Raw genomic sequence first — 25,851 nt, 5'->3', positions numbered from 1 at the left:
GTGCTTTGTAGTGTGCCTTCTCCTCAGACAGATTGTACTGTAATCAGGGTGGGTGTGCACCTGTTTTCATTACTATTTGTGTCGCCCGCACCGGCGGCGCGAGATGGAGGTTTTTATGAAGATTTAACCGTAAGTCAAGAGACTTTACTGGAACTGGTAGACCTGGGCAGGCTTTCGCCCACCGGGGGGAACAAACAGCCCTTGAAATTCATTATTTCCTGGGAGAAAGAGAAAAATGAATTGATTTATCCCACTTTAGCCTGGGCGGGTTATTTGACAGATTGGGCCGGTCCTGAAGCTGGGGAAAGACCGGCGGCTTATATTATTATCTTAGAGGATAAAGACATCAACATGAATGTTCCCAAAATAGATTTTGGAATCGCCGCCCAGAGTATCATGCTGGGCGCGGCGGAAAAGGGACTGGGTGGCTGTATGATTTATATGGTACAACGCCAAAAATTACGTGAAGTCCTCCATATCCCGGAAAAGTATGAAATTCTCATGGTGTTAGCTCTGGGGCAGCCCAAGGAAGAAGTGGTGGTGGATGAAATAGAAAATGAAGCCGATATTAAATACTGGCGAGATAATAACCGGGTTCACCATGTGCCTAAGCGTAAACTTAAGGATGTTGTTTTAGAACTGTAAAAGATTTACATCACAAGATGAGGTAGAGTCGTGCAGGATCTTACAATCGGTCTCGTACAAATGACCGCCAGGTTTGGTCAGATTGAAGAAAACTTGCGTAAAGTAACTAACTTTAGCTTGCAGGCCGCTGAACACAAGGTAGATATCCTTTGTTTCCCTGAGATGTGTATCCATGGTTACCGCCGCGGTGTTCCGCCCCAATGTCCCCTGGAGATTCCTGGTGTCTGGATGTCAAGTCTCAGGCAGATGGCGGAATCACATCAAATGATCATTGCCGTGGGGCTGGCCGAAAACAATCAGGCCGGTAATCCCTATATCACGCAATTACTCTTCTTTCCCGACGGGTCCTGGGATGTGTACCGTAAAACCCATCTGGGGCAAAGCGAGGAACCTTATTATACTGCTGGCGAAAGCCTCCCTGTATTCCATAGCGCTAAAGGGAAATTTGCTGTCCAGATATGCTGGGATACCCATTTCCCCGAAATTAGTATCATTCAATCCCTTAAAGGAGCAGAAATTATTTTTGCTCCTCATGCTTCTCCCAGTATTGTAGGGGATAGGAAAGAGATTTGGACGAAATATTTAACAGCCCGGGCCTATGATAATTCTGTTTTCCTGGCAGCCTGCAACCTGGTGGGTGAAGATAATGGGCACAGTTACAGCGGTGGCGCTCTGGTCTTTGACCCGAAAGGCAATATTATAGCGGAAGACTTTTCCCAGCGGGAGGGGCTCTTATGTGTCACCCTGGAGAGTTCCTTAATTAATACTATTCGGCAGAAAGAACGCCGTTCTATGCGGCATAGTTTTTACCTGGCCGGACGGAGACCGGAACTGTACCGGGACCTGCTAACCAGGTCGACATCCGATATCTAACGTTAGTGACCAGTAACCGGGAATAACAACTATCAACCAACAACTAAATGGTAGAGCCTTCCTCAAAAGGGAAGGCTCTACCATTTCCTGGGAAATGTTGATTGTATATTTCTGCTTTTGCCAGGGAAATCTACGGTCAAAAGGGTTTACATGGAAAAGGAGAGGATTCTCTTGGCCAGGTTGCCAATAGGCATGTTAGTGTTGGTTATTGCCTCAATTCTTATTTATTTTGGGCTTGCCCAAAGGCTGTTAGACCGCATGCGCTTATCGGACAAAACCGCCTTAGCTGTGATTGCGGCCTTGATCGTAGGAAGTTTTATTGATATTCCTCTATCCCGCGGGAACATCCAGGCCTCCATTAACGTTGGGGGTGCCTTGGTTCCTATTGGACTTGCTGTTTATTTATTAGTGACAGCGGGAACCACGAAAGAATGGGTAAGAGCCTTAGGGGCCTCAGTAGTGACAGGCGCAGTAATCTATTATCTCGGTCACTTTCTCATGAAAGGAGATCCCGGTGACCGGGCAGTTGTAGACCCTCTGTATGTCTATCCATTAGTTGGCGGTACCATCGCTTATCTGGTAGGGCGTTCACGACGGGCAGCTTTTGTGGCCGCTACCATGGGTGTCTTGTCTCTTGATTTAATTCACTGGTTTTGGCTCATTTCCACACGTACACCGGGAACTGTCAATATCGGCGGTGCAGGGGCTTTTGACTCCATAGTGATTGCCGGTCTGGTAGCCATCCTGCTGGCTGAAGTGATTGGTGAAACCCGGGAACGTTTACAGGGCGGGCCCGAATCGGAAGGAAGAGATCCAGTACTCATCAGTCATCTCAAAACAGTACCTAAACAGGAAGCAGCGGAGGAAAAGGACTTTTATGCACGGCAAGATACCCCGAGTGTCGAGAAGGAGGGTGAGGCCAATGAAAAGAGAGAAGATTAATCGCTTTATTGTATATTTAAGCCTGCTTCTCATCATTGTAGGCGGATCTCTTTATTATTATGAAAGTAATCCCAAAGTCTACAACACGGTGGCCGAAGCCGGTTTAGAGCTAAATTTCCTGGATAATTTAGGAAAATGGGAAGGAGAGCGCACAGACGGAGGGTATTATACTTTTGTCGATGAAAACGGCAAAGAAATAGATCAGATGGCCCGCGATGTCTTTATCGGGGATGAAATCATCGTTGAAGACAATAACCGGTATAAGGTGGTCCGTATAGAGAAAGATACAGTCTATTGCAAACTGGTTGGAAAAGAAAACATTGCCTGGCTGCCCGAGTGGGATCAGGTTCCTGTCGTGAATTTAGCCCAGGGGAAAAATCATGTGGCCATTTACATGACCCATACCGACGAGTCCTATGTGCCTACGGACGGTACAGAAAGTAAACCCGGTAAAGGCGGTATTAAACAGGTTGGCAACACCCTGGGCAATGCCCTGAGGGAAAAAGGGGCTAATGCCGTAGTTTCCTTTAATAATCACGATCCCCACGATGCCAATGCCTATCATCGTTCCCGTAAGACGGCAGTACAGCTTCTAAAAACGAATCCCATTGCTTTGATCGATGTGCACCGCGATGGTGTGCCTGACCCTAATTTCTATCGCAAAGTGATCGATGGTAGAGAAGCCACTAAAGTAAGGCTCGTAGTGGGAAGACAGAACCCCCACATGTCTTCCAACCTGGAATTCGCCAAACAGATTAAAGCCTATTATGATAAAAATTATCCCGGCCTGATTAAAGGAATTTTCATGGCTAAAGGGAACTACAACCAGGACCTGGGTCCCCGGGCCATACTTATTGAGGTAGGGACACATACCAATAGTAGAACTGCTGCGGAAAGGGGTGTGGCTCTGTTTGCTGATGGTATCCCCAAAGTACTAGGTATAGCCGCAGTACCCGGACCTGCCGCACCAGTTCCCGGTGCTCCCGGACTTCAAGGGGCCCCCAGTCCCGGCGCAGGTAGATCACTATTATGGCTCTTAGCTTTCCTGGTAATTGGTGGCGGTGCTTTTCTCCTTATCAGTACGGGCAGTATTAAAGGCTCCCTGGATAAACTGGGGGGACTGGGTAAGGAATTCGCCAACTATTTAGGTCCTGTTCAGGGAAAGAAAAAACAAGATAAGGATGAAGATACAAAAAACCCAAATAAATAGATAAAAGGGGGTAGCAGTTTTTGTTACCCCCCTTTTTAAATATTGGGGTGAAAAAGTGAGGATTATATATAACTGTTACGGGGGGTCTCATTCTTCTATTACTGCTGCGGCCATTCACGTAGGGCTCTTGCCGGAAACTCGGGTGGCCAAGAAAGAGGAACTGCTGAATGTTCCTTATTTTGATGCCCAGGTTGCCCCTGACCATGGACGGATAAGGTTTATAGGGTTTGATGAGTACGGGAATGAAGTCTATATCACCAGCAAAAAAAACCTGGGCCGTCAATACGAGAGTATTATGCGTCAATTTATTTACCTGGCAGGCGGAAATCAGGAAGATTTCCTATTTATTAATACTATGGCCTATGTCAATTTTCTCATGGTTATTGGAGGTTACACTTCACGCCGCCTGGGTTTATCTCTTTTAGGCCGTCCTATCGTCATTAGGGGCACACAGCTTTCGTACATGAAATTTGTCCACCTGGTGAGGTTGGTCAAAAACAAGTTTTTAAAGCAAAATATGGAGGATCGCTGTGAAAATTGTTTACCTTGATCAGCTTGGTTGTCACGCTTCCGTTCTTGCCGCCTCCTGGTATGCCGGTTTCTATGATGAAACGATGCACAGCCGGGATATCCTTAAGCTACCGCATTTTGCGGCACATACTGACTTTCGTGTGGGGAAGTTATACTATGTGGGAAAAGATACCCGGGGAACTGAGCTATTTACGCTGGGAGTTGGATCGGAAGGCAAGATTATATCGATAGCTGCCTTGGATTTATTTAAATTGCTGGAAGCTAAGGAGCAAGTTTTAGTCATTGATGTTTCTCCTTGTAACCATTTCTTTATCAGACTATGCTGGTATTTGCAAATGATTAAGCCCTTAAAGTACATGATGAGTTTATGCTCCGCTTATTTCCTAAAGAGAGAGCTGCCAAAAATAAAGAAATTAGTTAAAATAAAATTAGATGAAATAGCACAAGCCAAGTTTTCTTTGTATAATAGATATATTGTGTGAATTTAGTATGGTGGTGTAATCGTAAATGACGGCAGCAGTAATAGTTGAAATAGAACCCGGTTCATTGGCTGAGGAGTTAGGCTTAAAAGCAGGAGACAAGATTATCAGTGTTAACGGTAAAACATTACGCGATGTTATTGAGTTTCAATTTGAATGGGCCGGAGAGGAAGTAGAGTTGGAAATAGAGCGAGACGGAGAGCCGCAAATATTTGAGATTGATAAGGACTACGACGAACCATTGGGTGTGGTTTTCGGCAGTGCCGTTTTTGATCGTATCAAAGTGTGCCAAAACAAATGTCTTTTTTGTTTTGTTGACCAGATGCCTTTCAATATGCGCCAAAGTCTTTATGTTAAAGATGATGATTTCCGCCTTTCTTTTCTCCAGGGGAGTTTTGTGACACTGACAAACCTTAAAAAAGAGGATATAGAGAGGATCAAAAAAGAACATTTATCTCCTTTGTATGTATCGGTTCATGCCACCGACAGTGAGCTACGGACAAGGCTTCTCAAAAACCCCCGGGCGGGACAGCTGCTGGCTCTTATGAAAGATTTAGCCCGTGCAGGCATTGAGTTCCATACCCAGGTTGTTTTATGCCCTGGAATCAATGATGGGCAGTATTTAGAACAGACTTATGAAGATTTGCTGAAGATTAAGGGCGTTAGGTCATTGGCCATTGTACCTGTAGGGATTACGAAGTACAGGGAGAACCTCCCTGAACTTCGGCTTTTCACTCCCCGCGAGGCCAGGGAGATTATTGCCTGGGTCCATGAAAAACAGCGAGAATGTCAAAAAAAACGGCATTCCAACTTTATGTGGCTTTCTGACGAGTTTTACCTGGCGGCGGGAGAAGCCTTGCCAGGATATGATACCTACGAAGATTTTCCCCAACTGGAAAATGGTGTGGGTATGGTCAGACTCTTTTGGCAGGAATTCTCTGAGCTAACTCTCCCTGAACAAGTAAGGCCTGAAAAAAAAATTACCCTGGTAACCGGTGTTTCCGGGCGCTATGTACTGGACCCACTTATAGAAAAGCTTAATCAGATTAAGGGCTTGCACCTGTCGTTAAAAGTTGTGTCCAATGAATTTTTCGGACCGACAGTGACAGTAACGGGACTTTTGACAGGAATGTGTCTCTTATCCGGGCTAAAAGGGCTTGAGCCGGGTACCGAGGTCTTTCTTCCTTCCGTAATGCTGAAAACACAGGAAGGACGTTTTCTCGACGATCTTACACCCGTGGATATTGAGGAAAGATTAGGTGTAAGGATTACCCTCGTTCCTATACATGCCGGCGCTTTATTAGAAATGATCATCTCGAGATGAGGAAGAAGGTGGAAGGATGAGTAAACCTATTGTTGCCATAGTTGGGCGTCCTAATGTAGGTAAGTCAACGCTCTTTAACCGGTTAACAGGTGGACTTGTGGCTATCGTTGAAGATACTCCCGGTGTAACCAGGGACAGGCTCTACCGGGATGCCGAATGGCTGGGAAAATCCTTTACCGTAGTGGATACCGGTGGGATTGATTTTGCCAGTGAAAGTAACTCCATCCTGGGCCAAGTGAGAAAACAGGCCCAGTTGGCCATAGAAGAAGCAGATGTTATCCTTTTTGTGGTGGATGGCCGTACGGGGATTACCTCCGATGATGAGAACGTGGCGGAAATGCTGCGTAGGACAAATAAACCTGTAATTCTCGTTGTCAACAAGGTTGAGCAATTTAAAGGCAACGAGACCGTTTATGAATTTTATCAGCTGGGACTGGGTGATCCGGTACCCATTTCCGCAGCTCATGGCATGAATATTGGTGACCTGCTGGATGAGGTCGTAGGGCACTTTAAAGACATCCCTAACGATGATTATGAGCCCGATGTGATTAAAATCGCTGTGGTGGGTAGACCTAACGTGGGGAAATCTTCACTGGTCAATGTGATCTTAGGCGAGGAAAGGGTAATCGTTAGTGACATAGCCGGTACAACCCGTGACGCCATTGACACCCCCTTTATCAAGGATAACCAAAGGTATACCATTATTGATACAGCGGGAATGCGGCGCAAGGGGAAAATCGAAGAAACAACGGAACGTTACAGTGTTATTCGTTCCCTCCGGGCTGTGGACAGGAGTGATGTCTGTCTTTTAGTTTTGGATGGAACGGAAGGCGTCACAGAACAGGATAAACGGATAGCCGGTTACATTCATGAAGCCGGTAAGGCCACTATCATTGTCATCAACAAGTGGGATTTGGTAGAAAAAGATGAGAAAACCATGCATAAATATGAAAAAACTATCCGCTCTGAACTGGCGTTTATGCAGTATGCTCCTACTATCTTTGTTTCGGCTCTCACCAAGCAGCGGGTTATTAAAATCATTGACCTGGTCAATTTTGTGGCTGAACAGCAGAATCACCGAATTAATACCAGTGTGCTCAATGAGGTTATCACCGACGCGGTTCAGTTAAATCCACCGCCGGCCGATAAGGGTAAAAGACTGAAAATACTCTTTTGTACCCAGGCAGGTATTAAGCCGCCCAACTTTATTTTCTTTGTCAATGAACCTGAATTGATGCATTTTTCCTATTTAAGATACCTGGAAAATAAAATAAGGGACAATTTTGGTTTTGAGGGGACACCTATCCGCATCACAGTGAGAAAAAGAGAAGGGTAAAAGTGGAGGGGTAATGGATGGAGTTGTTTGTGGCAGTGATCTCCGGTTATCTGGTGGGTTCTGTTTCCTTTGGCATTATCCTTACTAAGTTATTGAGGGGTGTGGACATCAGGCAGTACGGCAGTGGCAACACGGGTATGACCAACGTCATGCGAACCATCGGCAAGGGCCCTGCTATGCTGGTTCTGTTAGGTGATGCTTTAAAAGGAGCCGTTAGTGTTGGGATAGGATTAAGCTTGGGAAGTACCGTGTACGCGGTGATAGCTGGGCTGGCTGCCATGGCCGGTCATACCTACCCGCTTTTTCACGGTTTTAGAGGCGGCAGGGGCGTAGCCACAGGGTTTGGGGTAATTTTAACACTGACCCCGGATGTGACCCTTATTGCCCTGTCTATCTTTTTGTTAACGGTTTTTCTCAGCCGTTATGTATCTTTAGGCTCTATTCTGGCGGCTTTAAGCGTACCGCTCACTATGACAATTTTACAGAAACCCTTGCCTATTCTTCTTTTCGGTGTACTTGGTGCGGGGTTTGTGATTTATCGTCATAAGGCAAATATTAAAAGACTTGTGAATGGCACTGAATATAAGGTAGGGGAGAAATAAGGGGGGACTGATGTGGCAGATGTGGCTGTTTTAGGGGCTGGGAGTTGGGGGACGGCCTTAGCTGTACTACTGGCCAAAAAGGGTTTTAAGGTGAACCTGTGGGGCAGGAACAGTGAACAGATAGATTCCTTAAATCGTGCACGGGAAAATCTTCATTATTTACCGGGAGTGGTTATACCCCATGGTGTCACGGCTACCTCTGATTTAGGGGAAAGCATAGATAGTGCAAAATACATAGTGCTTTCTGTTCCTTCCCACAGCATCAGGGAACTCTGTCGTAAAATCGTTGGCCTTATTGAGGAAGAAACCGTCATCATTAATACGGCCAAGGGGTTGGAAACAGACTCCCTCAAACGATTAAGCCAGGTGATAGAAGAGGAATTAAGCGTAAAAAAACCCCATATAGCAGTGCTGTCAGGTCCCAGCCATGCGGAAGAAGTAGGAAGGGATATTCCTACGGCTGTCGTTGCCGGGGCCCATAAACGACAGGTAGCGGAAGAAGTCCAGGATTTGTTTATGTCGCCCAAATTCCGGGTTTATACAAACCCGGATCTCATTGGTATTGAACTGGGCGGGGCCTTAAAAAATGTCATCGCTTTGGGGACAGGGATTGCAGACGGGTTGGGTTTCGGCGATAATACTAAAGCCGCCCTGATTACCCGTGGTGTAGCGGAAATGGCGCGGTTAGGCGTGGCGGCAGGGGCCAATCCCTTAACCTTTGCCGGGCTGACGGGCATCGGAGATCTAGTGGTGACCTGTACCAGTATGCACTCTCGTAACCGCCGGGCAGGTATACAAATAGGCCAGGGAATTCCTTTAGAAGAGGTCCTGGCTAACATGGGCATGGTGGTAGAGGGCGTCAAAGCCACAGCGGCAGCTTTTGCTTTAAGTAAAAAATATGGTGTGCCCATGCCCATTACAACGGAGACCTATCATGTACTTTTTGAGAATAAGAAACCAAAAGAAGCAGTGGTGGACCTGATGCTCAGGATGAAGACCCACGAAGTGGAAGAGGTAGTAACCAATCTCAAATGGTAAGAATTTATCTGTGAAAAAATGACCTCTAGCTCTAAGAAGCTAAAGGTCATTTTTTTTTAGACCAGTACTAAATAAGTCCTATTGCAAGTATATATGTATTGTTAATGAATACCAGCCTGGGGGTGTGTTTACTTGTGACTCCTTGTTGATTTTAAGGGGGGATGTTACTGTACGACTGCAAAGGTTGCGAAATGATATGTAGAAGGAGGGGATAATGTGGAAAGGATTTTCCGCGACTTAGCCGAACGAACTGGGGGTGATGTGTATTTAGGTGTAGTCGGACCGGTTCGTGCCGGCAAATCGACTTTCATTAAAAAGTTTATGGATCTCTTAGTGATACCCAATATCAAAGATGTTTACGACAGAGAAAGAGCCATCGACGAATTACCCCAGAGTGGCGCCGGCAGAACCATCATGACTACCGAGCCTAAATTTGTGCCCAATGAGGCTGTAGAAATCCAGGTGAAAGAAGGACTCTCCGTAAGAGTGCGTTTAGTTGACTGTGTGGGTTATACAGTGCCCGGGGCCAAGGGTTATGAAGATGAGTTGGGCCCACGTATGGTGAATACTCCTTGGGCGGAAGAGCCCATGCCCTTCCAGGAAGCAGCCGAGATGGGAACACGGAAAGTGATCGCTGACCACTCTACTATAGGTATCGTTGTAACTACCGATGGCAGCATCACTGACATCCCACGGGAGAACTATCTTGAAGCAGAAGCCAGGGTTATTGAAGAATTACAGGCCCAGAACAAGCCCTTTGTGGTTGTCCTGAACTCTTTACATCCCAATAACGTGGAGACCATAGAACTGGCCCAGGAATTAGAGAATCTTTACGGGGTTCCTGTACTGCCCATAGATGTAGCACAGCTCAGTGAAGGAGCTATTCTTCAGATCTTAGAGGAGGCCCTCTTTGAATTCCCGGTAACAGAAGTTAATGTAAGTTTGCCTAAGTGGATTGAAGAACTTGACAGTGAACACTGGCTGCGCCAGAAGTTTGAAACAGCAGTGCATGATACCATCAGCATTGTGAGGAGACTCCGTGATATCGACCAGGCTATTGAGGTTTTAGCCCAGATGGATTTTGTGGAGGATGTTGTTTTGGATAACATGGATATGGGTACGGGAGCTGCAGCTATTGAAATGACAGCCAAAGCCGGTCTCTTCCACGAGGTTATCAATGAAGTGACTGGCTTAAAAATCGAGGGTGACCACGATGTCCTCCGGCTGATGAAAGAACTGAGTGCCGCCAAACGTGAATACGATAAGGTTGCTGAGGGATTAGTTCAAGTACATGAAACTGGTTACGGTGTAGTTAATCTTCTTTCGGAAATGCATCTGGAAGAACCGGAGCTTATTAAACAGGGTGGTCTCTTTGGTGTGAAATTAAAGGCCAGTGCTCCATCCCTGCATATTATTCGCACCGACATCACAACGGAAATTACGCCTCTTATGGGCACGGAAAAACAATGTGCTGATCTTGCCCGTTATATTACGGAAAAATTTCAGGAGAACCCCTCACAGATTTGGTCCTATGATATTTTCGGCAAATCCCTCCATGACCTGGTGAAAGAAAACATCCAGGGCAAACTGCAAGAGATGCCGGAAAATACACAAGCCAAATTAAAAGAAACCTTGCGGCGTATTGTCAACGAAGGTAGTGGGGGCATAATTTGTATCATCATTTAGTTAATCGGTCCAAAAGACCGATTTTTCTTTTTGGTGGGGGAAAAGATTTTTATGTAAAAAGATTTTTATTGAATTGGAATGAAGTTGATGTTATAATGTCTACCATACAAGGAGTTATATCCGTGATACGAGGACATGTAAGGCGGTGAAAATCATTATGGGAATTGACCAGACAAAAAAGTTTTATATGGTAAGCAAAGACATCCTGCCGGAAGCCATCTTAAAAACGGCTATGGTGAAGGAATTATTAGCCCGTGGTGAAGTTTTGACCGTGAATGAAGCTGTAGAACGTGTGGGCTTAAGCCGCAGTGCTTTTTACAAGTACCGGGACGGTGTCTTCCCATTTTATCAAGCCAGTAAGGAGAAAATTATTACAGTTTCTTTAATACTGGAACACAGGCCTGGCATCCTGTCCAACGTTCTTAACGCTGTAGCTCATTTTAAAGGAAACATTTTAACCATTAACCAGGGGATACCTTTGCAAGGGGTTGCCAATGCCACGTTAAGTATTGACACAGCAGAGGTTTTAGGGGACCTTGAAGAGTTAATCTATAAATTACAGCAGATTAGTGGTGTAAAGAAAGTAGAGATAGTAGGCCAAAGCTAGGAGGGCTTCACGTGGAAAAAATAGAGATAGCTATTTTGGGATTAGGAAATGTAGGACAGGGTGTTGTCAAAATATTACAGGAAAATACAGAAAAGTGGCGTAATAAGTGCGGTGCCAATATAATAATTAAAAAGGTTCTCGTGAGGGACCCCGCGAAAAAAAGAGATGTCAGCCTGCCCCCGGATGTGGTAACAGGCCGGTGGCAAGAGATCATCAGTGACCCGGAAATTAAAATTATCGTAGAGGTTATGGGTGGTATTGAGCCGGCAAGGACTTATGTGATGGAAGCCCTAGCCAAGGGGAAAAATGTTGTTACGGCAAATAAGGATTTGCTGGCGGAACATGGGCGCGAGTTGTTTGAAAAAAGTCAAGCGGCCGGGTGTGATTTATATTTTGAGGCCAGCGTTGCCGGCGGCATTCCTATCATCAATCCTTTAAAACAAAGCCTTATTGCCAATAATATCGAACAGGTAATGGGGATTGTGAATGGTACTACCAACTACATCTTAACCAGGATGACCCAGGAAGGGATGGGTTTTGCCGATGCCTTAAAAAGAGCCCAGGAGCTGGGTTATGCCGAAGCTGATCCCACTGCAGACGTAGAAGGTTATGATGCGGCCCGGAAAATTGCTATTCTTGCCTCTTTGGCTTTTCATACCAGAGTTACCTTCCAAGATGTCTATGTGGAAGGAATAACGAAAATCAGACCTAAAGACCTCTCCTATGCCAGGGAATTAGGTTACACCGTTAAACTTTTAGGAATTGCCAGAGAAGAAAGTGGACAAGTGGAGGCTAGGGTTCATCCCGCTTTAATCCCGTCCAGCCATCCACTGGCCAATGTTTATGATTCTTTTAATGCCGTATTTGTACGGGGCGATGCCGTTGGCGAAACCATGTTCTTTGGACGGGGGGCGGGCCAAATGCCCACAGGCAGTGCGGTAGTCGGCGATATCATCGAAGTGGTTAAAAATATAGAGAAGGGCAGTACCGGACGTTTAAGCTGTACCTGCTATGAGCATAAAGCCTTTAAACCCATGGGTGAAATTATGACCAAATACTATTTACGCTTACATGTTATCGATCGACCCGGTGTATTGGCCAGTATCGCCGGTATATTTGGCAACCACGGCGTAAGCCTCGCCTCGGTTATCCAGAAAAATTGCGAGGATGGTATTGCGGAACTGGTGGTAATTACCCATAAAGTAAGGGAAAACGATATTCAGGATGCTCTGAAAATTATCCGTGAATTATCAATAACCAAAGAGATTGCCAATTTAATCAGGGTGGAAGAAAACTGAGCTGAGGCAGGCGGATGTGCATTTTTAGTTCAGGCCCTTAAGGTTAGGAGGAAAGATGCAATGATTAAAGTAAGGGTACCGGCTACATCGGCAAACCTGGGACCAGGTTTTGATTGTGTTGGTATTGCTTTAGATTTATATAATGAATTCTACTTTTATGACCAAAAGGAAACCCCGCCTGAGGGATGTCAAACACTTTTGGAAAACAGCTTAGCCCATAGGGCTGTAGCTCATTTTGCCCGGTATTTTAGGGAAAGGACACCACAGGTCAATATCGCCGTTAAGGGTAATGTACCTCCGTCCAGAGGATTGGGGAGCAGCGCTACCCTTACCGTTGCCGGGATCATTGCCGCCAATCTGATTTTTCAGGCTAATCTCCCAGAACAAAAACTTATTGAGCTAGCCTCACAATTGGAGGGCCATCCTGACAATGCCGCTCCGGCTTTATGCGGCGGTTTGGTCGTTTCCCTGATGACTTCACAAGGATTGGTTTATAAAAAAATAATGCCCGGAAAACCTCTTAAAGCAGTGGTTGCCGTTCCGGATTTCGAACTTGCTACTTCTGAAGCCCGTAAAGTGTTACCTTCCCTCATCAGTCATAAAGACGCAGTGAATAACACCGGCCGTTTCGGTTTTTTTATGACCTCGCTGTTAACAGGCGATTATAGATTTTTGTCTGTAGCCATGGAAGATTTCTTACACCAGCCGTATCGCATGCCTTTAGTACCGGGTTTAGATCGGGTAATTAAGGAAGCTGTCAGCAAAGGAGCGCTCGGCAGTTGTTTAAGCGGAGCAGGACCTTCCATTCTGGCCTTTGCGGATCAGGAGGAGGAGGCAATTGCCAGGATTATGGTTGATACCTGGAAAGAATATAATATTGAAGCGAAAGCCTATATCTTAAACATAGCCTCCCAGGGAGCAGAATATTCCATCATAATAAATTAATCTTCTACAAAAAACCAGGATTAATTTCTTGACAGAAGGGTTTTGGGGTAATATAATAATTATTGTGGTTGTCGGGGCGTAGCTCAGTTTGGCTAGAGCGCCATCTTGGGGTGGTGGAGGCCGCTGGTTCAAGTCCAGTCGCTCCGACCATTTAATTTAATTGAGTTTACCAAACCTAAGTACAAACGTACTTAGGTTTTTTTGCTATATCTTATGAAAAGTTATACCCCGGACAAAACTTGGCTAAACTATAATATGGTATAAAATACCATTATTTTTTAAAAGGGTATTACCTGCTTCAACAGCTTCACGCTTTTTAGAAAATATTTCCCACGGTGATCAAAGAAATACGAGGAAGAGGTTTAATCGCAGGGATTGAACTTACTGACGAAAGAGCAGGGGCAATAATCATGGCGAAACTTTTAGAACAAAAAGTAATCACCGCCCCTACCCTGCAAAACCGCAAGGTGATACGGTTAGAGCCGCCTTTATTCATTACCTATGAGGAGAATGATTACATTACTGCGGCCTTGAACAATGCCATCAAGTATGCAGAAGAACTGTTAAATATTTAACAAACTTATATAACAAAAAGTAAGATGTATTAATGTGAGCGGTAGACAAAATGCTCGGGCGGGGAATATAAAATATCAGCGGCACTAATGGGAAAAACAAACTTTTTTATTGACATCACTTCCAGATGTGCTAAAATTGTTTTTGATTGGATTGGACCCTGGCGAAAATGTTCGGGTTCTCTCAAAATAAAGTCACTAAAGGGGGCATGATAAATGAGCGCATTGGGCCGTCATGTGTTGGCCGAAGTTTATGGATGTGAATTTGAGATTCTTAATGACCTAAAAAAAGTAGAGGAAATTATGGTAAATGCGGCTCTTGAGGCTGGTGCCGAAGTAAGGGAGTACGTATTTCATAAGTTTAGTCCTCAAGGGGTAAGCGGAGTCGTAGTAATCTCTGAATCACATCTGGCAATCCATACCTGGCCTGAACTAGGTTATGCAGCAATTGATGTCTTCACCTGTGGCGAAAGCGTTAATCCATGGGATGCCTGCAATTATCTCGTTGAGAAATTCAAGGCTGGGCACATGACCGCTACTGAGGTTAAAAGAGGAATCATGGAAGGACTTCAGAAGGAAGCGGTAAATCTGTAGGAGGGATATTTATTTTATTCCGACGAAAAAAGAAAGGTTAAACGTCAACCTTGCAGACCCACAAGTTTGTGAGGTTGACGTTTTGTTTTTTCTAGGATTATTTATACGCTTTTTCTCTGTAGTTTTACAGGGTTTTTGGTATAATATTTTTGTTATGAATGATAATATTCCAAAACGCCGGTTTTATAAGGTGAAAACGATGAGTGAGAAAATTGCACCTATAACCGAACATTTAGAAGAACTGAGAAGGGTTATGTTAATATCCCTTGTCTCAATTTTTTTTGCTTCTATTCTTAGCTACTTTCTATTTCTTAACACCATTAAAGATATTTTGCTTGAACCCATTAAGAAGCTGGGGATGAATTTGGTGTTTTTAGGCGTTACGGAAGGAATATTCATCCATATTAAGCTGGCCTTAATGGGTGGTATAATATTAGCGTCCCCTATTGTTTTATGGCAATTGTTAAAGTTTTTCCTTCCTGCTTTACACGTGCACGAGAAGAGGGTCTTTGTACCTGCATTTTTTCTTGCTCTCTTTTTGTTTATTTCCGGTATTTTCTTCGCGTATAAATATGCGCTGGGATTAGGCCTGAAAGTGCTTTTAATTGATTTTAGCGGCGGTCTAACCCCCATGATCTCCATAAGTAAATATATTTCCTTTATTATTGCTTTTTTGGTGCCTTTCGGTATTGTTTTTGAAATTCCCATCATTACATACTTTCTTACCTGTTTAGGATTAATTACTCCCCAGTTTTTGCGGGAGAAAAGAGGTTATGTTATATTAGGCATGTTTATCCTGGCTGCGGTGTTGTCACCGGGATCTGATGTTATATCACAGTTATTAATGGCTATCCCCATGTTAATACTCTATGAGTTAAGTATTATCATCTCTTGGTTAATCTATCGCAAAAAAGAGAAAGAAAAGGAAGAAGCCGGTTTGTGAAGAAAAGATTAAAATAATGTAAGAAATAGTATTATGTATTAATTACTATATTTTAATTGAATTTAACCGGGGAGAAGAAACCATCATTTATTTGGTATAATTGAGATAGGGGGGTCCCAATGCTAGAAAAAATTGTACTAGAATTTACTCCTGAAATCGCCGTCATCCAGGCCAAAACTCAAAAAGCACTGCACAGCAAAGCGGGCCATGTGGCAAATTTGCTTAGTATCAAAGAAGCCCCCGATGATCATTTGTGGTTACCTCTGCTCTCTCTCATTTCAGCCAAAACTTTGAAAGAACCAAATACCAAGGTGCTTCACCTGGCTGCCAGTATGCAGGTTTTATATTTCGCAACCCGTATCCATTGGGCTATTCCTGAAGATAAAGATTGTTTAAAATTAAAAGAGCAAATACAGTACCCTATTTTACTGGGGGATTTATTATACAGCCGTTTTTATGCCACTATCTGCAGGTACGAACTGGATCAATACCTGGCATATCTAGCTACCCTCATCGGGAATATTCATCAGGAACACGTCCTGCGCAATGAGAAAAGAAAACAAAATCTTCCCGAAGAACCCCATGTTCTAAGGATATATTCCCTGCTGGGGGAAACCGCCTGTTACCTGGCAGCCCATCTCCTTGTGGGTAAAACCTATCTTTCTGAAGCCATAAAACAGATTGGTAATCATCTCGGTATCCTGAGGGGTGTTTGGGGAGAAAACTATGACCCTTATCCCTATCTGGCCAAGTGGTACCGTGCCTGGGAGCTTTTGGAGTTACTGCCTCCCGGCCCGGGTCGAGAATGTTTTCAAGCTTCATTATTAGGGCTGGGTTGTAAATGGGGATTGGAAAGACCGCCTATCTGCAAAGATTTACGTGCTTAATCTTCTGTGAACACTAAATGATAAAGGTGCGATATTCAAGTGAATTATCTGTTTTATGAAATAGAAGGTGAACTTAGACAAGTTGAAGAATATTTATTGGAATATATTCAGGCAGGACATGCAGATTTACGAAAGAGTTTTGTGCACCTGTTAAAAGCGGGAGGAAAAAGGATTAGGCCGGCTTTTGCCTTATTATCGGCGAAATATGGCCAATATGAAAGCGGCAAGATCATACCTCTGGCGGCAGCTTTGGAACTCATCCATATGGCCACTCTGGTTCATGATGATGTCATTGATTCTTCTATCATTAGAAGAGGAAGACAAACCGTTAAAGCCCAATACGGTAATAATTTTTCCCTTCATTCCGGTGATTTTCTTTTTGCCAAGGCTTTAATTATTATTGAAAAATATAAGAATAACAAGATTAACCAGTTGCTGGCCCACGTCAGCGTCGAGATGTGCCAGGGCGAATTAGAACAGATAGCCTCCGCTTTTAAACTTGAACAAAACATTCGTAATTATTTTTATCGTATTAAACGAAAGACCTCACTTTTAATTTCTGCCAGCTGCCAGATTGGTGCCATCGCTGCCCAAGCCGACCCTCATATTGTGAAAACCCTGGGAAGGTATGGGCATTATCTGGGGATGGCTTTCCAAATCACTGATGATGTTTTAGACTTTATCGCCGATGAAAAAACATTAGGAAAACCGGTAGGCAGTGATTTACGACAGGGTATTATTACACTCCCGGTTATCTATCTTTTAAACTGCGGCAATGAAGCGGTGAAAAAAAGTCTTTGGGAAAAGTTAAATTCTCCTGTTAGCTCCCAGGATGATATTCATGACGTGGTGGAATTAATCAAACAAAGCGAGGCAATACCTTATTCCCTGGATATTGCAGGCCTCTATGTGGAAAAGGCTTTAAAAGAGTTGGAAATGCTTCCCGCCAATGAAATTACGGAATCCCTTCACAAATTAGCCGTGTTCATCAAAAGACGTCAATTCTAGCAATTGCTCTACCCCCTACTTACAGGTAGGGTTTAAATTTGTTAATGATGGTGATGTTATGTCTTTATCTTATCCAGTAAATTTAAATATTAGCGGTAAAGGGTGCCTGGTAGTCGGCGGGGGAAGCGTTGCCGCAAGAAAAGTAAGAGGTCTTCTGGAATGTGGGGGCAAGGTCTGTGTGGTAAGTCCTATGCTTCATCCCCTGCTCCTAAAATTAACGGAAGAAAAACAAATTGTATGGCTGAACCGTAATTTTCAAGCAGAAGATATTAACGATAAATTTCTGGTGATTGCCGCTACGGATAATGCAGAATTAAATCATGAGGTGGCGGCCCTTTGTACGGAAAAAAATATTCTCATCAACGTTGTGGACGACCCCCTTTGGTGCAGCTTTACTTTACCTGCGGTACACAGACAGGGAGATTTGCTTATTGCTGTCTCCACCAATGGAAAAAGTCCCGCTCTGGCCCGGGTCATCAAGGAAGAACTGGCGGAAAAGTTCCGGGGAGAATTTGCCCAAGCTTTAGAATTACTGGGCAATCTGCGGGAGACGCTGTTTGCGGAATGTCCTGATGACAAGATGCGGGGTAAGGTGTTGCAGGGTTTGGTTACCGGGGAATTGCTCAAACTTATTGAAGATGGACAACTGGAGGTTGTAAAGGAGAGGATTAATCGTTGTTTATTATCGTTACAGGATTAAACCATAAAACAGCGCCAGTGGAAGTAAGGGAAAAGGTGGCTGTAGCCAAATATCGCCTTCAGGATCATTTACACTATTTAATGGAGAAGCAGGGTGTGAGTGGGGCTGTGATTCTTTCCACCTGCAACAGGACGGAAGTTTACCTGTCTACAGGGGAGATAGAACTGGCCAAGGGGGTTTTACAGGAGTATTATGGGAAAATCGCCAATATGACTGTGGCCGAGATTCTGCCTTTTCTTTATACCTATGAGGAGGAAAAAGCTGTACATCACCTTTTTCGGGTATCGGCCGGATTAGATTCTATGATCTTAGGAGAAAGCCAGATCTTAGGTCAGGTGCAGGAAGCATTTCAGGAGGCACTTAAGGCCGGCACCACCAACAATTATCTTAATAACTTATGGCAAAAAGCCATTATTGTGGGGAAAAGGGCCCGTACAGAAACTTTTATCGACAGGCAGGCCGTATCTGTTAGTTCCGCTGCGGTAGAACTGGCCAAAGGAATTTTTGGTGATCTTGAGGGGCGTACGGTCATGGTGCTGGGAGCAGGGGAAACCAGTGAATTAACGGCACGTCATTTAGTGGCCAACGGTATTTCCTCTGTGATTGTGGCCAATAGAACTTTTGCCCGTGCCCAAGCCCTGGCTCAGGAGTTTGGCGGCCTGGCGGTCAAGATGGACCAGTTTCACGATTATCTAAAGGAAGCCGACATTGTCATCAGCTGTACAGCGGCACCTAATTATATTGTCCACCCGTCGGATATCGAAAGAATACAGGATCAGCGTCAAAATAAACCCTTGTTTCTCATTGATATTGCGGTACCCCGGGATATTGATCCACTCTGTGCCAGCTATCCTAATGTGACTCTTTACGATGTTGATGATTTGGAGAATGTGGTCCAGAAAAATATCAATGAGCGCCTTAAAGAAGCGGAAAAAGTGGAAAATATTATCATAGAAGAAAAAGAAAACTATTTTAAATGGGTGTGCAGTTTAAAAGTTGTGCCCACCATCGTAGCCCTTAAAGAGAAAGCGGAAGGTCTTAAGAAAAAGGAACTGGACCGGGCTTTTCGCCGCCTGGGGAATCTAAGTGAAAAAGATAAGAAAGTCATCAGTTCTTGTGTCAGTTCTGTAGTTAACCAGCTGTTACACGATGCCATACTGGAGTTAAAAGACGCATCATACAGCACCCAAGGACTTTTATACGCGGAAGTGATCAACAAACTTTTCAATTTGCAAATTGAGGAAGCTCCCGAAAAGACTCGGGTTGAATCTCACTAAAGGGGTGGGGCTTAGTAAATGGATAACCGGATTAAGGTGGGAACGCGTGACAGCGTCTTGGCCTTGCAGCAAACCCAATGGGTTGTGGAAGAACTGAAAAGATACTGGCCTCAATATGACTTTGTCATCGTTCCCATGAAAACCAAAGGGGATAAAATATTAGACGTGGCCTTAGCCAAGATTGGCGACAAAGGACTCTTTACCAAAGAACTGGAGACAGCCTTATTAGCCGGGGAGATCGACCTGGCTGTGCACAGTATGAAAGACCTGCCGACTAAACTACCCCAGGGATTAATCATCAGTGCCATGACAGAACGTCATGATCCCCGTGATGTGCTGGTTTCCACCAATAACTACAACCTGCAGACGCTTCCCCCGGGGGCCAAGATTGGCACCAGCAGTTTGCGAAGACGTGCCCAACTCTTGCATAAACGTCCGGATTTAAGGGTAGAAGACCTGAGAGGTAATATTAACACCCGTTTAGCCAAGCTGGAGAAGGAGGGTTTTGCGGCCATTATGCTGGCCGCAGCCGGTTTATCCAGGCTTGGGTTGGAGGATCGAATCAGCACCTGGTTTTCGCCGGAGGAAATCGTGCCTGCTGTGGGTCAGGGATCCATTGGCGTAGAGAGCCGGGAAAATGATGAAAGAATCACCGAAATTGTGGCAGTTATAGACCATTGGGAAACCAGGGTGGCTATCACGGCGGAAAGGGCTTTTCTACGTACCCTGGAAGGAGGCTGCCAGATACCGATAGGTGCCTATGGCGAGGTTAAAAAAGAGGGTCTGGTTTTAACCGGGGTTGTGGCAAGCCTGGATGGTACCAGGCTGATCCGTCAAGCGATGACGGATGCCCCGCAAAATGCCCCAAGTCTCGGGGAAAAACTGGCAGAATTGATGCGAAGCCAAGGAGCCCAGGAAATATTAAACCAAGTGTTACAGGAGATAGAAAGATGAATGAAGGAAAAGTGTATTTAATCGGCGCCGGCCCGGGTGATCCCAAATTAATTACCGTAAAGGGGCTGGAATGTATCAAAGAGGCTGATTGTATTGTCTACGACAGGTTGGCCAGCCCGCGGCTTTTATCTTATGCCAGAAAAGATGCCGAACTCATTTTCGTCGGAAAATCACCGGAACGGCATGTCTTAAAACAGGAAGAAATCAATGAGCTCCTCGTGAAGCTCTCCTTGGACGGGAAAACCGTAGCCAGATTAAAAGGGGGGGACCCCTTTGTGTTTGGCAGAGGGGGAGAAGAAGCAGAAGTGCTGCGGGAACACCAGATACCCTTTGAAGTTGTACCTGGTATAACCTCTGCTATTGCCGTTCCCGCCTATGCAGGAATTCCTGTTACCCATCGAGATTATACCTCAACCTTTACCATTATTACCGGGCATGAAGATCCCCTCAAAGATGATTCCCGTATCGAATGGCCATGCTTGGCCGGCAGGTCTGGTACTCTGGTATTTCTCATGGGTATGGAAAATTTACCCTTAATTGTGGGACAGCTCTTGAAACACGGTAAAGATCCAGGAACCCCGGTGGGTGTTATTCGCTGGGGCACCAGGCCTGAGCAGCAAACGGTTACCGGAACACTGGCGGATATTGAAGTAAAGGTACAAGAGGTTGGGCTCACTTCTCCGGCCATCATTATTGTAGGGGAAGTGGTTCAATTACGAGGGAAACTCAGCTGGTTTGAGGATAAACCTCTTTTTGGGAAGCGTATTGTGGTGACACGGTCCCGAGAGCAGGCCAGCCAGCTCAGTGAGGAAATTAGTCGCTTAGGTGGAGAAGTTTTGGAGTTTCCAACCATTACCATTGCCGAACCTGATGATTATGGTCCCCTGGACCAGGCCATTCAAGAGATTAGTGATTATCAGTGGCTGATTTTCACCAGTGTCAACGGTGTGCAGCACTTTTTCAAGCGTTTTCGGGACCTGGGCCGGGATATCCGGGAACTATACAATCTTCGCCTCTCTGCCATTGGACCGGCCACTGAACGGGCTTTAGCGGAAAAGGGCTTCCTGGTGGATTATGTACCACAGGAATTTCGGGCCGAGGCCATTGTGGAAGGGCTGAAAACCAGGATAAAACCGGGGGACAGGGTTCTTCTACCCAGAGCGGACATAGCGAGAGCCCTCCTGCCGCAAGAACTTCGAAAGCTGGGAGCGCACGTTACGGAAGTAGATGTCTACAGGACAGTGAAGGAAAAGAGTTCCGTCCGGGAACTGTTAAACTACCTCAAGGAAAACAAGATTAGTGTCGTAACCTTTACCAGTTCATCGACAGTGGTAAATTTTGTGGAGATGTTAGGTAAAGATAACCTTTCTTTATTAGAAGGAGTAGTCATAGCCTGCATAGGGCCCATTACGGCACAAACCGCCCAGGAATATGGGCTCAAAGTGGAAATTCAGGCAGAAGAGTACACCATTCCCGGTTTAGTGAAGGCTATTCTCGCTTATTATCATTAAATGTTTAAAAGGAGTGAGGTAGGCATGTCAGTTTTTCCTTGGCTGCGCATGCGCAGGTTACGACAATCCGAAGGAATAAGACGCTTAGTGAGGCATACATATTTGCAGCTTGATGATTTGATTTATCCCATCTTTGTCAGTGAAGGCCACAATGTAAGAAACCCCATACCTTCTATGCCGGGGATTTACCAGCTTTCCCTGGACAGGGTTTTGGAGGAAGCAGAAGAGGTAGTGGCTTTGGGAATTCCTGCCATATTATTATTTGGCATTCCTGAAACAAAAGATGAAGTGGGCAGCCAGGCCTATGCCGAACAGGGCATAGTACAAAAGGCGGTCAAAGAGATAAAGGGTAAATACCCGGAAATTGTGGTGATTACCGATGTCTGCCTCTGCGAATATACCAGCCATGGTCACTGTGGTCTCGTGGAAAAAGGGGAAATCAAAAATGATGAAACTCTGGAACTTTTGGCTTTAACCGCACTAAGCCATGCCCAGGCCGGTGCTGATATTGTGGCTCCCTCTGATATGATGGACGGGAGGGTTTATGCCATCCGTCAAAAGCTGGATGAAAAAGGTTACAGCCACATCCCTATCATGGCTTATTCAGCCAAATATGCTTCCTGTTTTTACGGGCCTTTTCGTGATGCAGCGGGCTCAGCCCCTCAGTTTGGTGACAGGAGAAGCTACCAGATGGACCCGGCCAGTTCTGTGGAACAAGCCTTAGAAGAGGTGCGGCTGGACCTGGCGGAAGGGGCCGATATGGTGATAGTCAAGCCTGCCCTGGCTTACCTTGATGTCATCCGCAGGGTAAGGGATACTTTCGCTGCTCCTGTTGTCGCTTATAATGTGAGCGGGGAGTACGCTATGGTGAAAGCTGCCGCCCAGAATGGCTGGCTTGATGAAAAGAAAACTGTGCGGGAAATGATGCTGGGTATGAAAAGAGCGGGCAGTGATATGATTATCACTTATCACGCCAAGGATATAGCCAAATGGATCCGGGACGGAAATTTTTAGATAGGAGGTAGATGGTATGGGTAAAAACTATTCCACCTCACGGGCCTACTATGAAGAAGCACAACAATATATACCCGGCGGTGTGAACAGCCCGGTCAGGGCTTTTAAGGCCGTGGGACATGATCCTGTTTTTATTGCCCGCGGCGAGGGTGCTTACCTCTATGACGTAGATGGTAACCAGTATATTGATTATGTGGGCTCCTGGGGACCTCTCATCCTGGGACACCGGCATCCCCAGGTAGAAGAAGCCCTAAGGAAAACCCTGGAGATCGGGACGAGTTTCGGGGCACCGACTTTACTGGAGACGGAAATGGCTAAGCTTATCCGGGAAATCGTTCCTTCCATTGAAATGGTGAGGATGGTGAATTCGGGGACAGAAGCAACCATGAGTGCCTTGCGTTTGGCCAGAGCTTACACCGGTCGGGATAAAATCGTGAAATTTGCCGGTTGTTATCATGGACATGCCGACCCCCTCTTGGTGAAGGCAGGTTCCGGTGTTTTAACCTTAGGAATTCCCTCCAGCCCCGGTGTGCCTAATAGTATTGCCCAGAATACCATTACGGCCCAGTTTAATGATCTGGCTGGGATGGAGGCTATTTTTAGAGCGGAGGGAAACAATATTGCCGCTGTGATCGTGGAGCCGGTTCCCGGCAATATGGGCGTCGTTTCTCCTGAACCTGGGTTTTTGGAAGGGTTAAGAAAAATTACCAAACAGTATGGAGCCCTTTTAATCTTTGATGAAGTAATGACCGGATTCCGTGTAGCCCTTGGTGGCGCCCAGGCCCTGTATAACATAGATCCCGATTTGACCTGTTTAGGCAAGATTATTGGCGGAGGGCTTCCTGTGGGTGCTTATGGAGGCAAAGCCGAGATTATGAAAATGATTGCCCCGACGGGACCTGTGTACCAGGCCGGTACCCTTTCCGGCAATCCCCTGGCGATGGCGGCGGGACTGGCTACTTTAAGGGTCATCAACACACCGGGCTTTTATGAAGAATTAGAGAAAAAAGCTGCTTTCCTGGCAGAAGGCCTTGCCGATGCGGCTAAAGAGGCAGGGGCCAAAGTCTATTTCACCAGAGTAGGCTCTATGCTGTGTTGCTTCTTTACAGAAGAGAAAGTCCGCGATTTTACTTCTGCTTCCACTGCGGATACGGAAGCCTTCGGGAAGTTCTTCCGTTCTATGCTGGAGCAGGGTGTTTATCTGGCTCCCTCCCAGTTTGAAGCCCTTTTTGTCTCCAGTGCCCACAGCATGGCGGACCTGGAAAAAACTATTGCCGCCAGCCGTATAGCTTTCCGAGCTGCTATTAAATAACGAACTACGACAATCCGATATCCGACTTCCGACGTCCACGGAAATTTATAGAGATCCCCGGAATTACCAATTTCAAGCTGGTTCAAGATACGTGTTGATTAACCCACACTTTGTGGGTTTTTTTCTTAGTTCAGCCAACTGATAACTGCGAACTGTCGGATGTGGGAAAATCGGAAATCGAGGGCGATGGCTCGATGTCGGAAATCGGCGATCGGATAGCGTTAGCAGGCAGGAGATGGCAAAAGAATAGCGAATAAAGTAAGGACAAAATTTGGGGTGAGGCTTGATATGGACGTATACGAAAAGTTTTTAAAGGATTTACAGCGGCGGTTGGATGTGGATCTTACAGGGTATAAGCGACCGCAAATGGAAAGAAGAATCAATACCCTTATGCGTTCTTTAGGGGTAAAAGACTATGATGAATTCATAGATTTAATGGTTAGGGATAAACAGAGATTTGACCAGTTTTTAGATCATCTAACCATTAACGTTTCGGAGTTTTTCCGTAACCCTGCCCAGTGGCAGGTTTTAGAGAAACAGATTTTGCCGGCCCTTTTAGCGCAAAATCCCAATTTAAAAATCTGGAGCGCAGGTTGTTCCACGGGGGAAGAACCTTATTCTCTGGCCATGCTGTTATCAGAAGTTGCTCCCCGGGGACAGCACAGCATCCTGGCCACGGATTTTGATGTCAGGGTATTAAAAAAAGCCCAGGAAGGTGCTTATCCGGCAAAAACCACAGCAGGGATTCCAGGTCATTACCTGCAGAAATATTTTATCCAGCAGGGTGATACATACAGGGTCAAAGACGAACTAAAGAGACTGATCACTTTCCGTAATCATAATTTGATGCGCGATAAGTTCCCCGAACAGCTTGACCTGATTTTATGTCGCAATGTAGTGATTTACTTTACGGAAGAAACAAAATACGAACTCTATAAGAAGTTCTTTTACGCACTGCGTAGGCAGGGAATACTTTTTACCGGCAGTACCGAACAGATCATCCAGGCCAGGGAAATCGGCTATGAATCGGTCGCCATATTCTTCTATCGTCGACCCTAAAGATTTGCTGAATAGTACTTTTTAGCTGGGGAATGCTAAAAAAAGTATTTAACAATGCTGGGAGGTATTATACGTTGGGTAGTAATCCTCTAATCCACTCTCTTGGTCATCAAATTTTAGCGGAACTCCATGACTGTAACAAAGATTATTTAGATGAAATAGAGAAATGCCGGGAGATCATGGTAGGAGCTGCCCAGGCTGCTCATGCGGAAATAAGGGAGACTGTCTTTCACAAATTTGAACCCCAGGGAGTCAGTGGTGTGGTAGTAATTTCTGAATCTCATCTCACGATTCATACCTGGCCCGAACTGGGTTATGCCGCCGTAGATGTCTTTACCTGTGGGGAAACAGTGGATCCCTGGGATGCCATTGAACATATTGTAGTGGAGTTTGATGCCGAGTACGTAACGGTTTTAGATATAAACAGGGGTATGAAAGATTTAAACAAATTAGTGAAAGGTAAAGGGAGAATCAAATCTATAGAGCAGTTTTAGTTACAGGAGG

The 25,851-nt window shown here is 45.3% G+C and carries 27 protein-coding genes and 1 tRNA gene; all 28 read left to right on the top strand.

All coding sequences use genetic code 11. From position 1 onward, the window contains the following. Positions 1–54 precede the first annotated feature (54 nt). The 28 genes from BR63_RS06050 (at position 55) to speD (BR63_RS05915) (ending at position 25,841) form a co-directional block, all read left to right on the top strand. Positions 55–645 (top strand): nitroreductase family protein, encoded by a 591-nt coding sequence (locus tag BR63_RS06050; RefSeq protein ID WP_243270072.1) that lies wholly within the window; start codon positions 55–57, stop codon positions 643–645. A gap of 30 nt (positions 646–675) precedes the next feature. Then, a complete protein-coding gene (locus BR63_RS06045; protein WP_051965955.1) occupies positions 676–1,518 on the top strand; it encodes a nitrilase-related carbon-nitrogen hydrolase in 843 nt (280 codons plus the stop codon). Between the two features lie 171 nt (positions 1,519–1,689). Beyond that, positions 1,690–2,460, top strand: coding sequence for a DUF1614 domain-containing protein (locus BR63_RS06040; protein ID WP_034423573.1), 771 nt, complete (start codon positions 1,690–1,692; stop codon positions 2,458–2,460). Next, positions 2,441–3,670, top strand: a complete 1,230-nt coding sequence (gene spoIIP / locus BR63_RS06035) for a stage II sporulation protein P (RefSeq protein WP_051965957.1) — start codon at positions 2,441–2,443, stop codon at positions 3,668–3,670. Before BR63_RS06040 ends, spoIIP begins: the two co-directional genes overlap by 20 nt. Before the next feature lie 55 nt (positions 3,671–3,725). Next, a complete protein-coding gene (locus tag BR63_RS06030; protein WP_034423574.1) occupies positions 3,726–4,220 on the top strand; it encodes a DUF3189 family protein in 495 nt (164 codons plus the stop codon). Then, the gene (locus tag BR63_RS06025; protein WP_034423576.1) at positions 4,201–4,683 is read left to right on the top strand and encodes a DUF3189 family protein; all 483 of its coding nucleotides are present in this window, start codon (positions 4,201–4,203) and stop codon (positions 4,681–4,683) included. The genes BR63_RS06030 and BR63_RS06025 overlap by 20 nt, the downstream gene beginning before the upstream one ends. A 25-nt stretch (positions 4,684–4,708) precedes the next feature. Next, the gene (locus tag BR63_RS06020; RefSeq protein WP_034423578.1) at positions 4,709–6,004 is read left to right on the top strand and encodes a DUF512 domain-containing protein; all 1,296 of its coding nucleotides are present in this window, start codon (positions 4,709–4,711) and stop codon (positions 6,002–6,004) included. 16 nt (positions 6,005–6,020) lie between these two features. Continuing rightward, a complete protein-coding gene (gene der / locus BR63_RS06015) occupies positions 6,021–7,340 on the top strand; it encodes a ribosome biogenesis GTPase Der (protein ID WP_034423580.1) in 1,320 nt (439 codons plus the stop codon). Positions 7,341–7,357: 17 nt separating this feature from the next. Further along, positions 7,358–7,942 (top strand): glycerol-3-phosphate 1-O-acyltransferase PlsY, encoded by a 585-nt coding sequence (gene plsY / locus BR63_RS06010; RefSeq protein ID WP_034423581.1) that lies wholly within the window; start codon positions 7,358–7,360, stop codon positions 7,940–7,942. A gap of 12 nt (positions 7,943–7,954) precedes the next feature. Then, a complete protein-coding gene (locus BR63_RS06005; protein ID WP_034423582.1) occupies positions 7,955–8,980 on the top strand; it encodes an NAD(P)H-dependent glycerol-3-phosphate dehydrogenase in 1,026 nt (341 codons plus the stop codon). A 216-nt stretch (positions 8,981–9,196) separates the two neighbouring features. Then, positions 9,197–10,666, top strand: a complete 1,470-nt coding sequence (gene spoIVA, locus BR63_RS06000; protein ID WP_034423584.1) for a stage IV sporulation protein A — start codon at positions 9,197–9,199, stop codon at positions 10,664–10,666. A 157-nt stretch (positions 10,667–10,823) separates the two neighbouring features. After that, on the top strand, positions 10,824–11,273 hold the full coding sequence (locus BR63_RS05995; RefSeq protein WP_081908221.1) for an ACT domain-containing protein: 450 nt from the start codon (positions 10,824–10,826) through the stop codon (positions 11,271–11,273). An 11-nt stretch (positions 11,274–11,284) separates the two neighbouring features. Further along, complete coding sequence (locus BR63_RS05990; RefSeq protein ID WP_034423586.1) at positions 11,285–12,571, top strand: homoserine dehydrogenase; 1,287 nt, start codon at positions 11,285–11,287, stop codon at positions 12,569–12,571. A 60-nt stretch (positions 12,572–12,631) separates the two neighbouring features. Continuing rightward, positions 12,632–13,516 carry a homoserine kinase gene (gene thrB / locus BR63_RS05985; RefSeq protein ID WP_034423587.1) on the top strand — a complete coding sequence of 295 codons (885 nt, stop codon included), beginning with the start codon at positions 12,632–12,634 and terminating at the stop codon, positions 13,514–13,516. Positions 13,517–13,588: 72 nt separating this feature from the next. Beyond that, positions 13,589–13,666, top strand: a tRNA-Pro gene (locus tag BR63_RS05980). 185 nt (positions 13,667–13,851) lie between these two features. Beyond that, a complete protein-coding gene (locus tag BR63_RS05975; RefSeq protein WP_161781891.1) occupies positions 13,852–14,091 on the top strand; it encodes an aminotransferase class III-fold pyridoxal phosphate-dependent enzyme in 240 nt (79 codons plus the stop codon). 213 nt (positions 14,092–14,304) lie between these two features. Further along, positions 14,305–14,682: an adenosylmethionine decarboxylase gene (gene speD, locus BR63_RS05970; protein ID WP_034423589.1), complete on the top strand. Its 378-nt coding sequence runs from the start codon at positions 14,305–14,307 to the stop codon at positions 14,680–14,682. Between the two features lie 199 nt (positions 14,683–14,881). After that, the gene (tatC, locus tag BR63_RS05965; protein ID WP_034423645.1) at positions 14,882–15,625 is read left to right on the top strand and encodes a twin-arginine translocase subunit TatC; all 744 of its coding nucleotides are present in this window, start codon (positions 14,882–14,884) and stop codon (positions 15,623–15,625) included. A 119-nt stretch (positions 15,626–15,744) separates the two neighbouring features. Further along, complete coding sequence (locus BR63_RS05960; RefSeq protein WP_034423592.1) at positions 15,745–16,512, top strand: isoprenoid biosynthesis enzyme family protein; 768 nt, start codon at positions 15,745–15,747, stop codon at positions 16,510–16,512. Positions 16,513–16,551: 39 nt separating this feature from the next. Continuing rightward, entirely contained in the window at positions 16,552–17,520 is a 969-nt protein-coding gene (locus tag BR63_RS05955; RefSeq protein ID WP_243270071.1) for a polyprenyl synthetase family protein, read from the top strand. Between the two features lie 58 nt (positions 17,521–17,578). Next, positions 17,579–18,220 carry a precorrin-2 dehydrogenase/sirohydrochlorin ferrochelatase family protein gene (locus tag BR63_RS05950; RefSeq protein ID WP_034423595.1) on the top strand — a complete coding sequence of 214 codons (642 nt, stop codon included), beginning with the start codon at positions 17,579–17,581 and terminating at the stop codon, positions 18,218–18,220. Further along, positions 18,196–19,497: a glutamyl-tRNA reductase gene (gene hemA, locus BR63_RS05945; protein ID WP_034423597.1), complete on the top strand. Its 1,302-nt coding sequence runs from the start codon at positions 18,196–18,198 to the stop codon at positions 19,495–19,497. The genes BR63_RS05950 and hemA overlap by 25 nt, the downstream gene beginning before the upstream one ends. 18 nt (positions 19,498–19,515) lie before the next feature. Then, a complete protein-coding gene (hemC, locus tag BR63_RS05940; RefSeq protein WP_034423598.1) occupies positions 19,516–20,451 on the top strand; it encodes a hydroxymethylbilane synthase in 936 nt (311 codons plus the stop codon). Beyond that, the gene (gene cobA / locus BR63_RS05935; protein WP_034423600.1) at positions 20,448–21,962 is read left to right on the top strand and encodes a uroporphyrinogen-III C-methyltransferase; all 1,515 of its coding nucleotides are present in this window, start codon (positions 20,448–20,450) and stop codon (positions 21,960–21,962) included. The genes hemC and cobA overlap by 4 nt, the downstream gene beginning before the upstream one ends. Before the next feature lie 24 nt (positions 21,963–21,986). Continuing rightward, positions 21,987–22,976: a porphobilinogen synthase gene (gene hemB / locus BR63_RS05930; RefSeq protein WP_034423602.1), complete on the top strand. Its 990-nt coding sequence runs from the start codon at positions 21,987–21,989 to the stop codon at positions 22,974–22,976. Between the two features lie 16 nt (positions 22,977–22,992). After that, positions 22,993–24,288, top strand: coding sequence for a glutamate-1-semialdehyde 2,1-aminomutase (hemL, locus tag BR63_RS05925; RefSeq protein ID WP_034423604.1), 1,296 nt, complete (start codon positions 22,993–22,995; stop codon positions 24,286–24,288). Positions 24,289–24,576: 288 nt separating this feature from the next. Then, positions 24,577–25,347 (top strand): CheR family methyltransferase, encoded by a 771-nt coding sequence (locus tag BR63_RS05920; RefSeq protein WP_034423606.1) that lies wholly within the window; start codon positions 24,577–24,579, stop codon positions 25,345–25,347. Between the two features lie 74 nt (positions 25,348–25,421). Then, positions 25,422–25,841: an adenosylmethionine decarboxylase gene (gene speD / locus BR63_RS05915; RefSeq protein ID WP_034423608.1), complete on the top strand. Its 420-nt coding sequence runs from the start codon at positions 25,422–25,424 to the stop codon at positions 25,839–25,841. The last annotated feature ends 10 nt before the right edge of the window (positions 25,842–25,851 follow it).

The sequence above is a fragment of the Thermanaerosceptrum fracticalcis genome, from assembly GCF_000746025.2.
In the GTDB taxonomy this organism is placed as follows: domain Bacteria; phylum Bacillota; class Peptococcia; order DRI-13; family DRI-13; genus Thermanaerosceptrum; species Thermanaerosceptrum fracticalcis.
The sequence above is the reverse complement of the archived record's forward strand: the minus strand, read 5'-3'. Positions and strand labels throughout refer to the sequence as shown.

Bases quoted from the DNA above. Each gene is read 5' to 3' on its own strand.
- der (WP_034423580.1), top strand. From the start codon at position 6,021: ATGAGTAAACCTATTGTTGCCATAGTTGGGCGTCCTAATGTAGGTAAG.
- spoIIP (WP_051965957.1), top strand. From the start codon at position 2,441: ATGAAAAGAGAGAAGATTAATCGCTTTATTGTATATTTAAGCCTGCTT.
- tatC (WP_034423645.1), top strand. From the start codon at position 14,882: ATGAGTGAGAAAATTGCACCTATAACCGAACATTTAGAAGAACTGAGA.
- speD (WP_034423589.1), top strand. From the start codon at position 14,305: ATGAGCGCATTGGGCCGTCATGTGTTGGCCGAAGTTTATGGATGTGAA.
- BR63_RS05995 (WP_081908221.1), top strand. From the start codon at position 10,824: ATGGGAATTGACCAGACAAAAAAGTTTTATATGGTAAGCAAAGACATC.
- plsY (WP_034423581.1), top strand. From the start codon at position 7,358: ATGGAGTTGTTTGTGGCAGTGATCTCCGGTTATCTGGTGGGTTCTGTT.
- hemL (WP_034423604.1), top strand. From the start codon at position 22,993: ATGGGTAAAAACTATTCCACCTCACGGGCCTACTATGAAGAAGCACAA.
- BR63_RS06020 (WP_034423578.1), top strand. From the start codon at position 4,709: ATGACGGCAGCAGTAATAGTTGAAATAGAACCCGGTTCATTGGCTGAG.
- hemB (WP_034423602.1), top strand. From the start codon at position 21,987: ATGTCAGTTTTTCCTTGGCTGCGCATGCGCAGGTTACGACAATCCGAA.
- BR63_RS05960 (WP_034423592.1), top strand. From the start codon at position 15,745: ATGCTAGAAAAAATTGTACTAGAATTTACTCCTGAAATCGCCGTCATC.
- BR63_RS05920 (WP_034423606.1), top strand. From the start codon at position 24,577: ATGGACGTATACGAAAAGTTTTTAAAGGATTTACAGCGGCGGTTGGAT.
- hemC (WP_034423598.1), top strand. From the start codon at position 19,516: ATGGATAACCGGATTAAGGTGGGAACGCGTGACAGCGTCTTGGCCTTG.
- cobA (WP_034423600.1), top strand. From the start codon at position 20,448: ATGAATGAAGGAAAAGTGTATTTAATCGGCGCCGGCCCGGGTGATCCC.
- thrB (WP_034423587.1), top strand. From the start codon at position 12,632: ATGATTAAAGTAAGGGTACCGGCTACATCGGCAAACCTGGGACCAGGT.
- BR63_RS05950 (WP_034423595.1), top strand. From the start codon at position 17,579: ATGTCTTTATCTTATCCAGTAAATTTAAATATTAGCGGTAAAGGGTGC.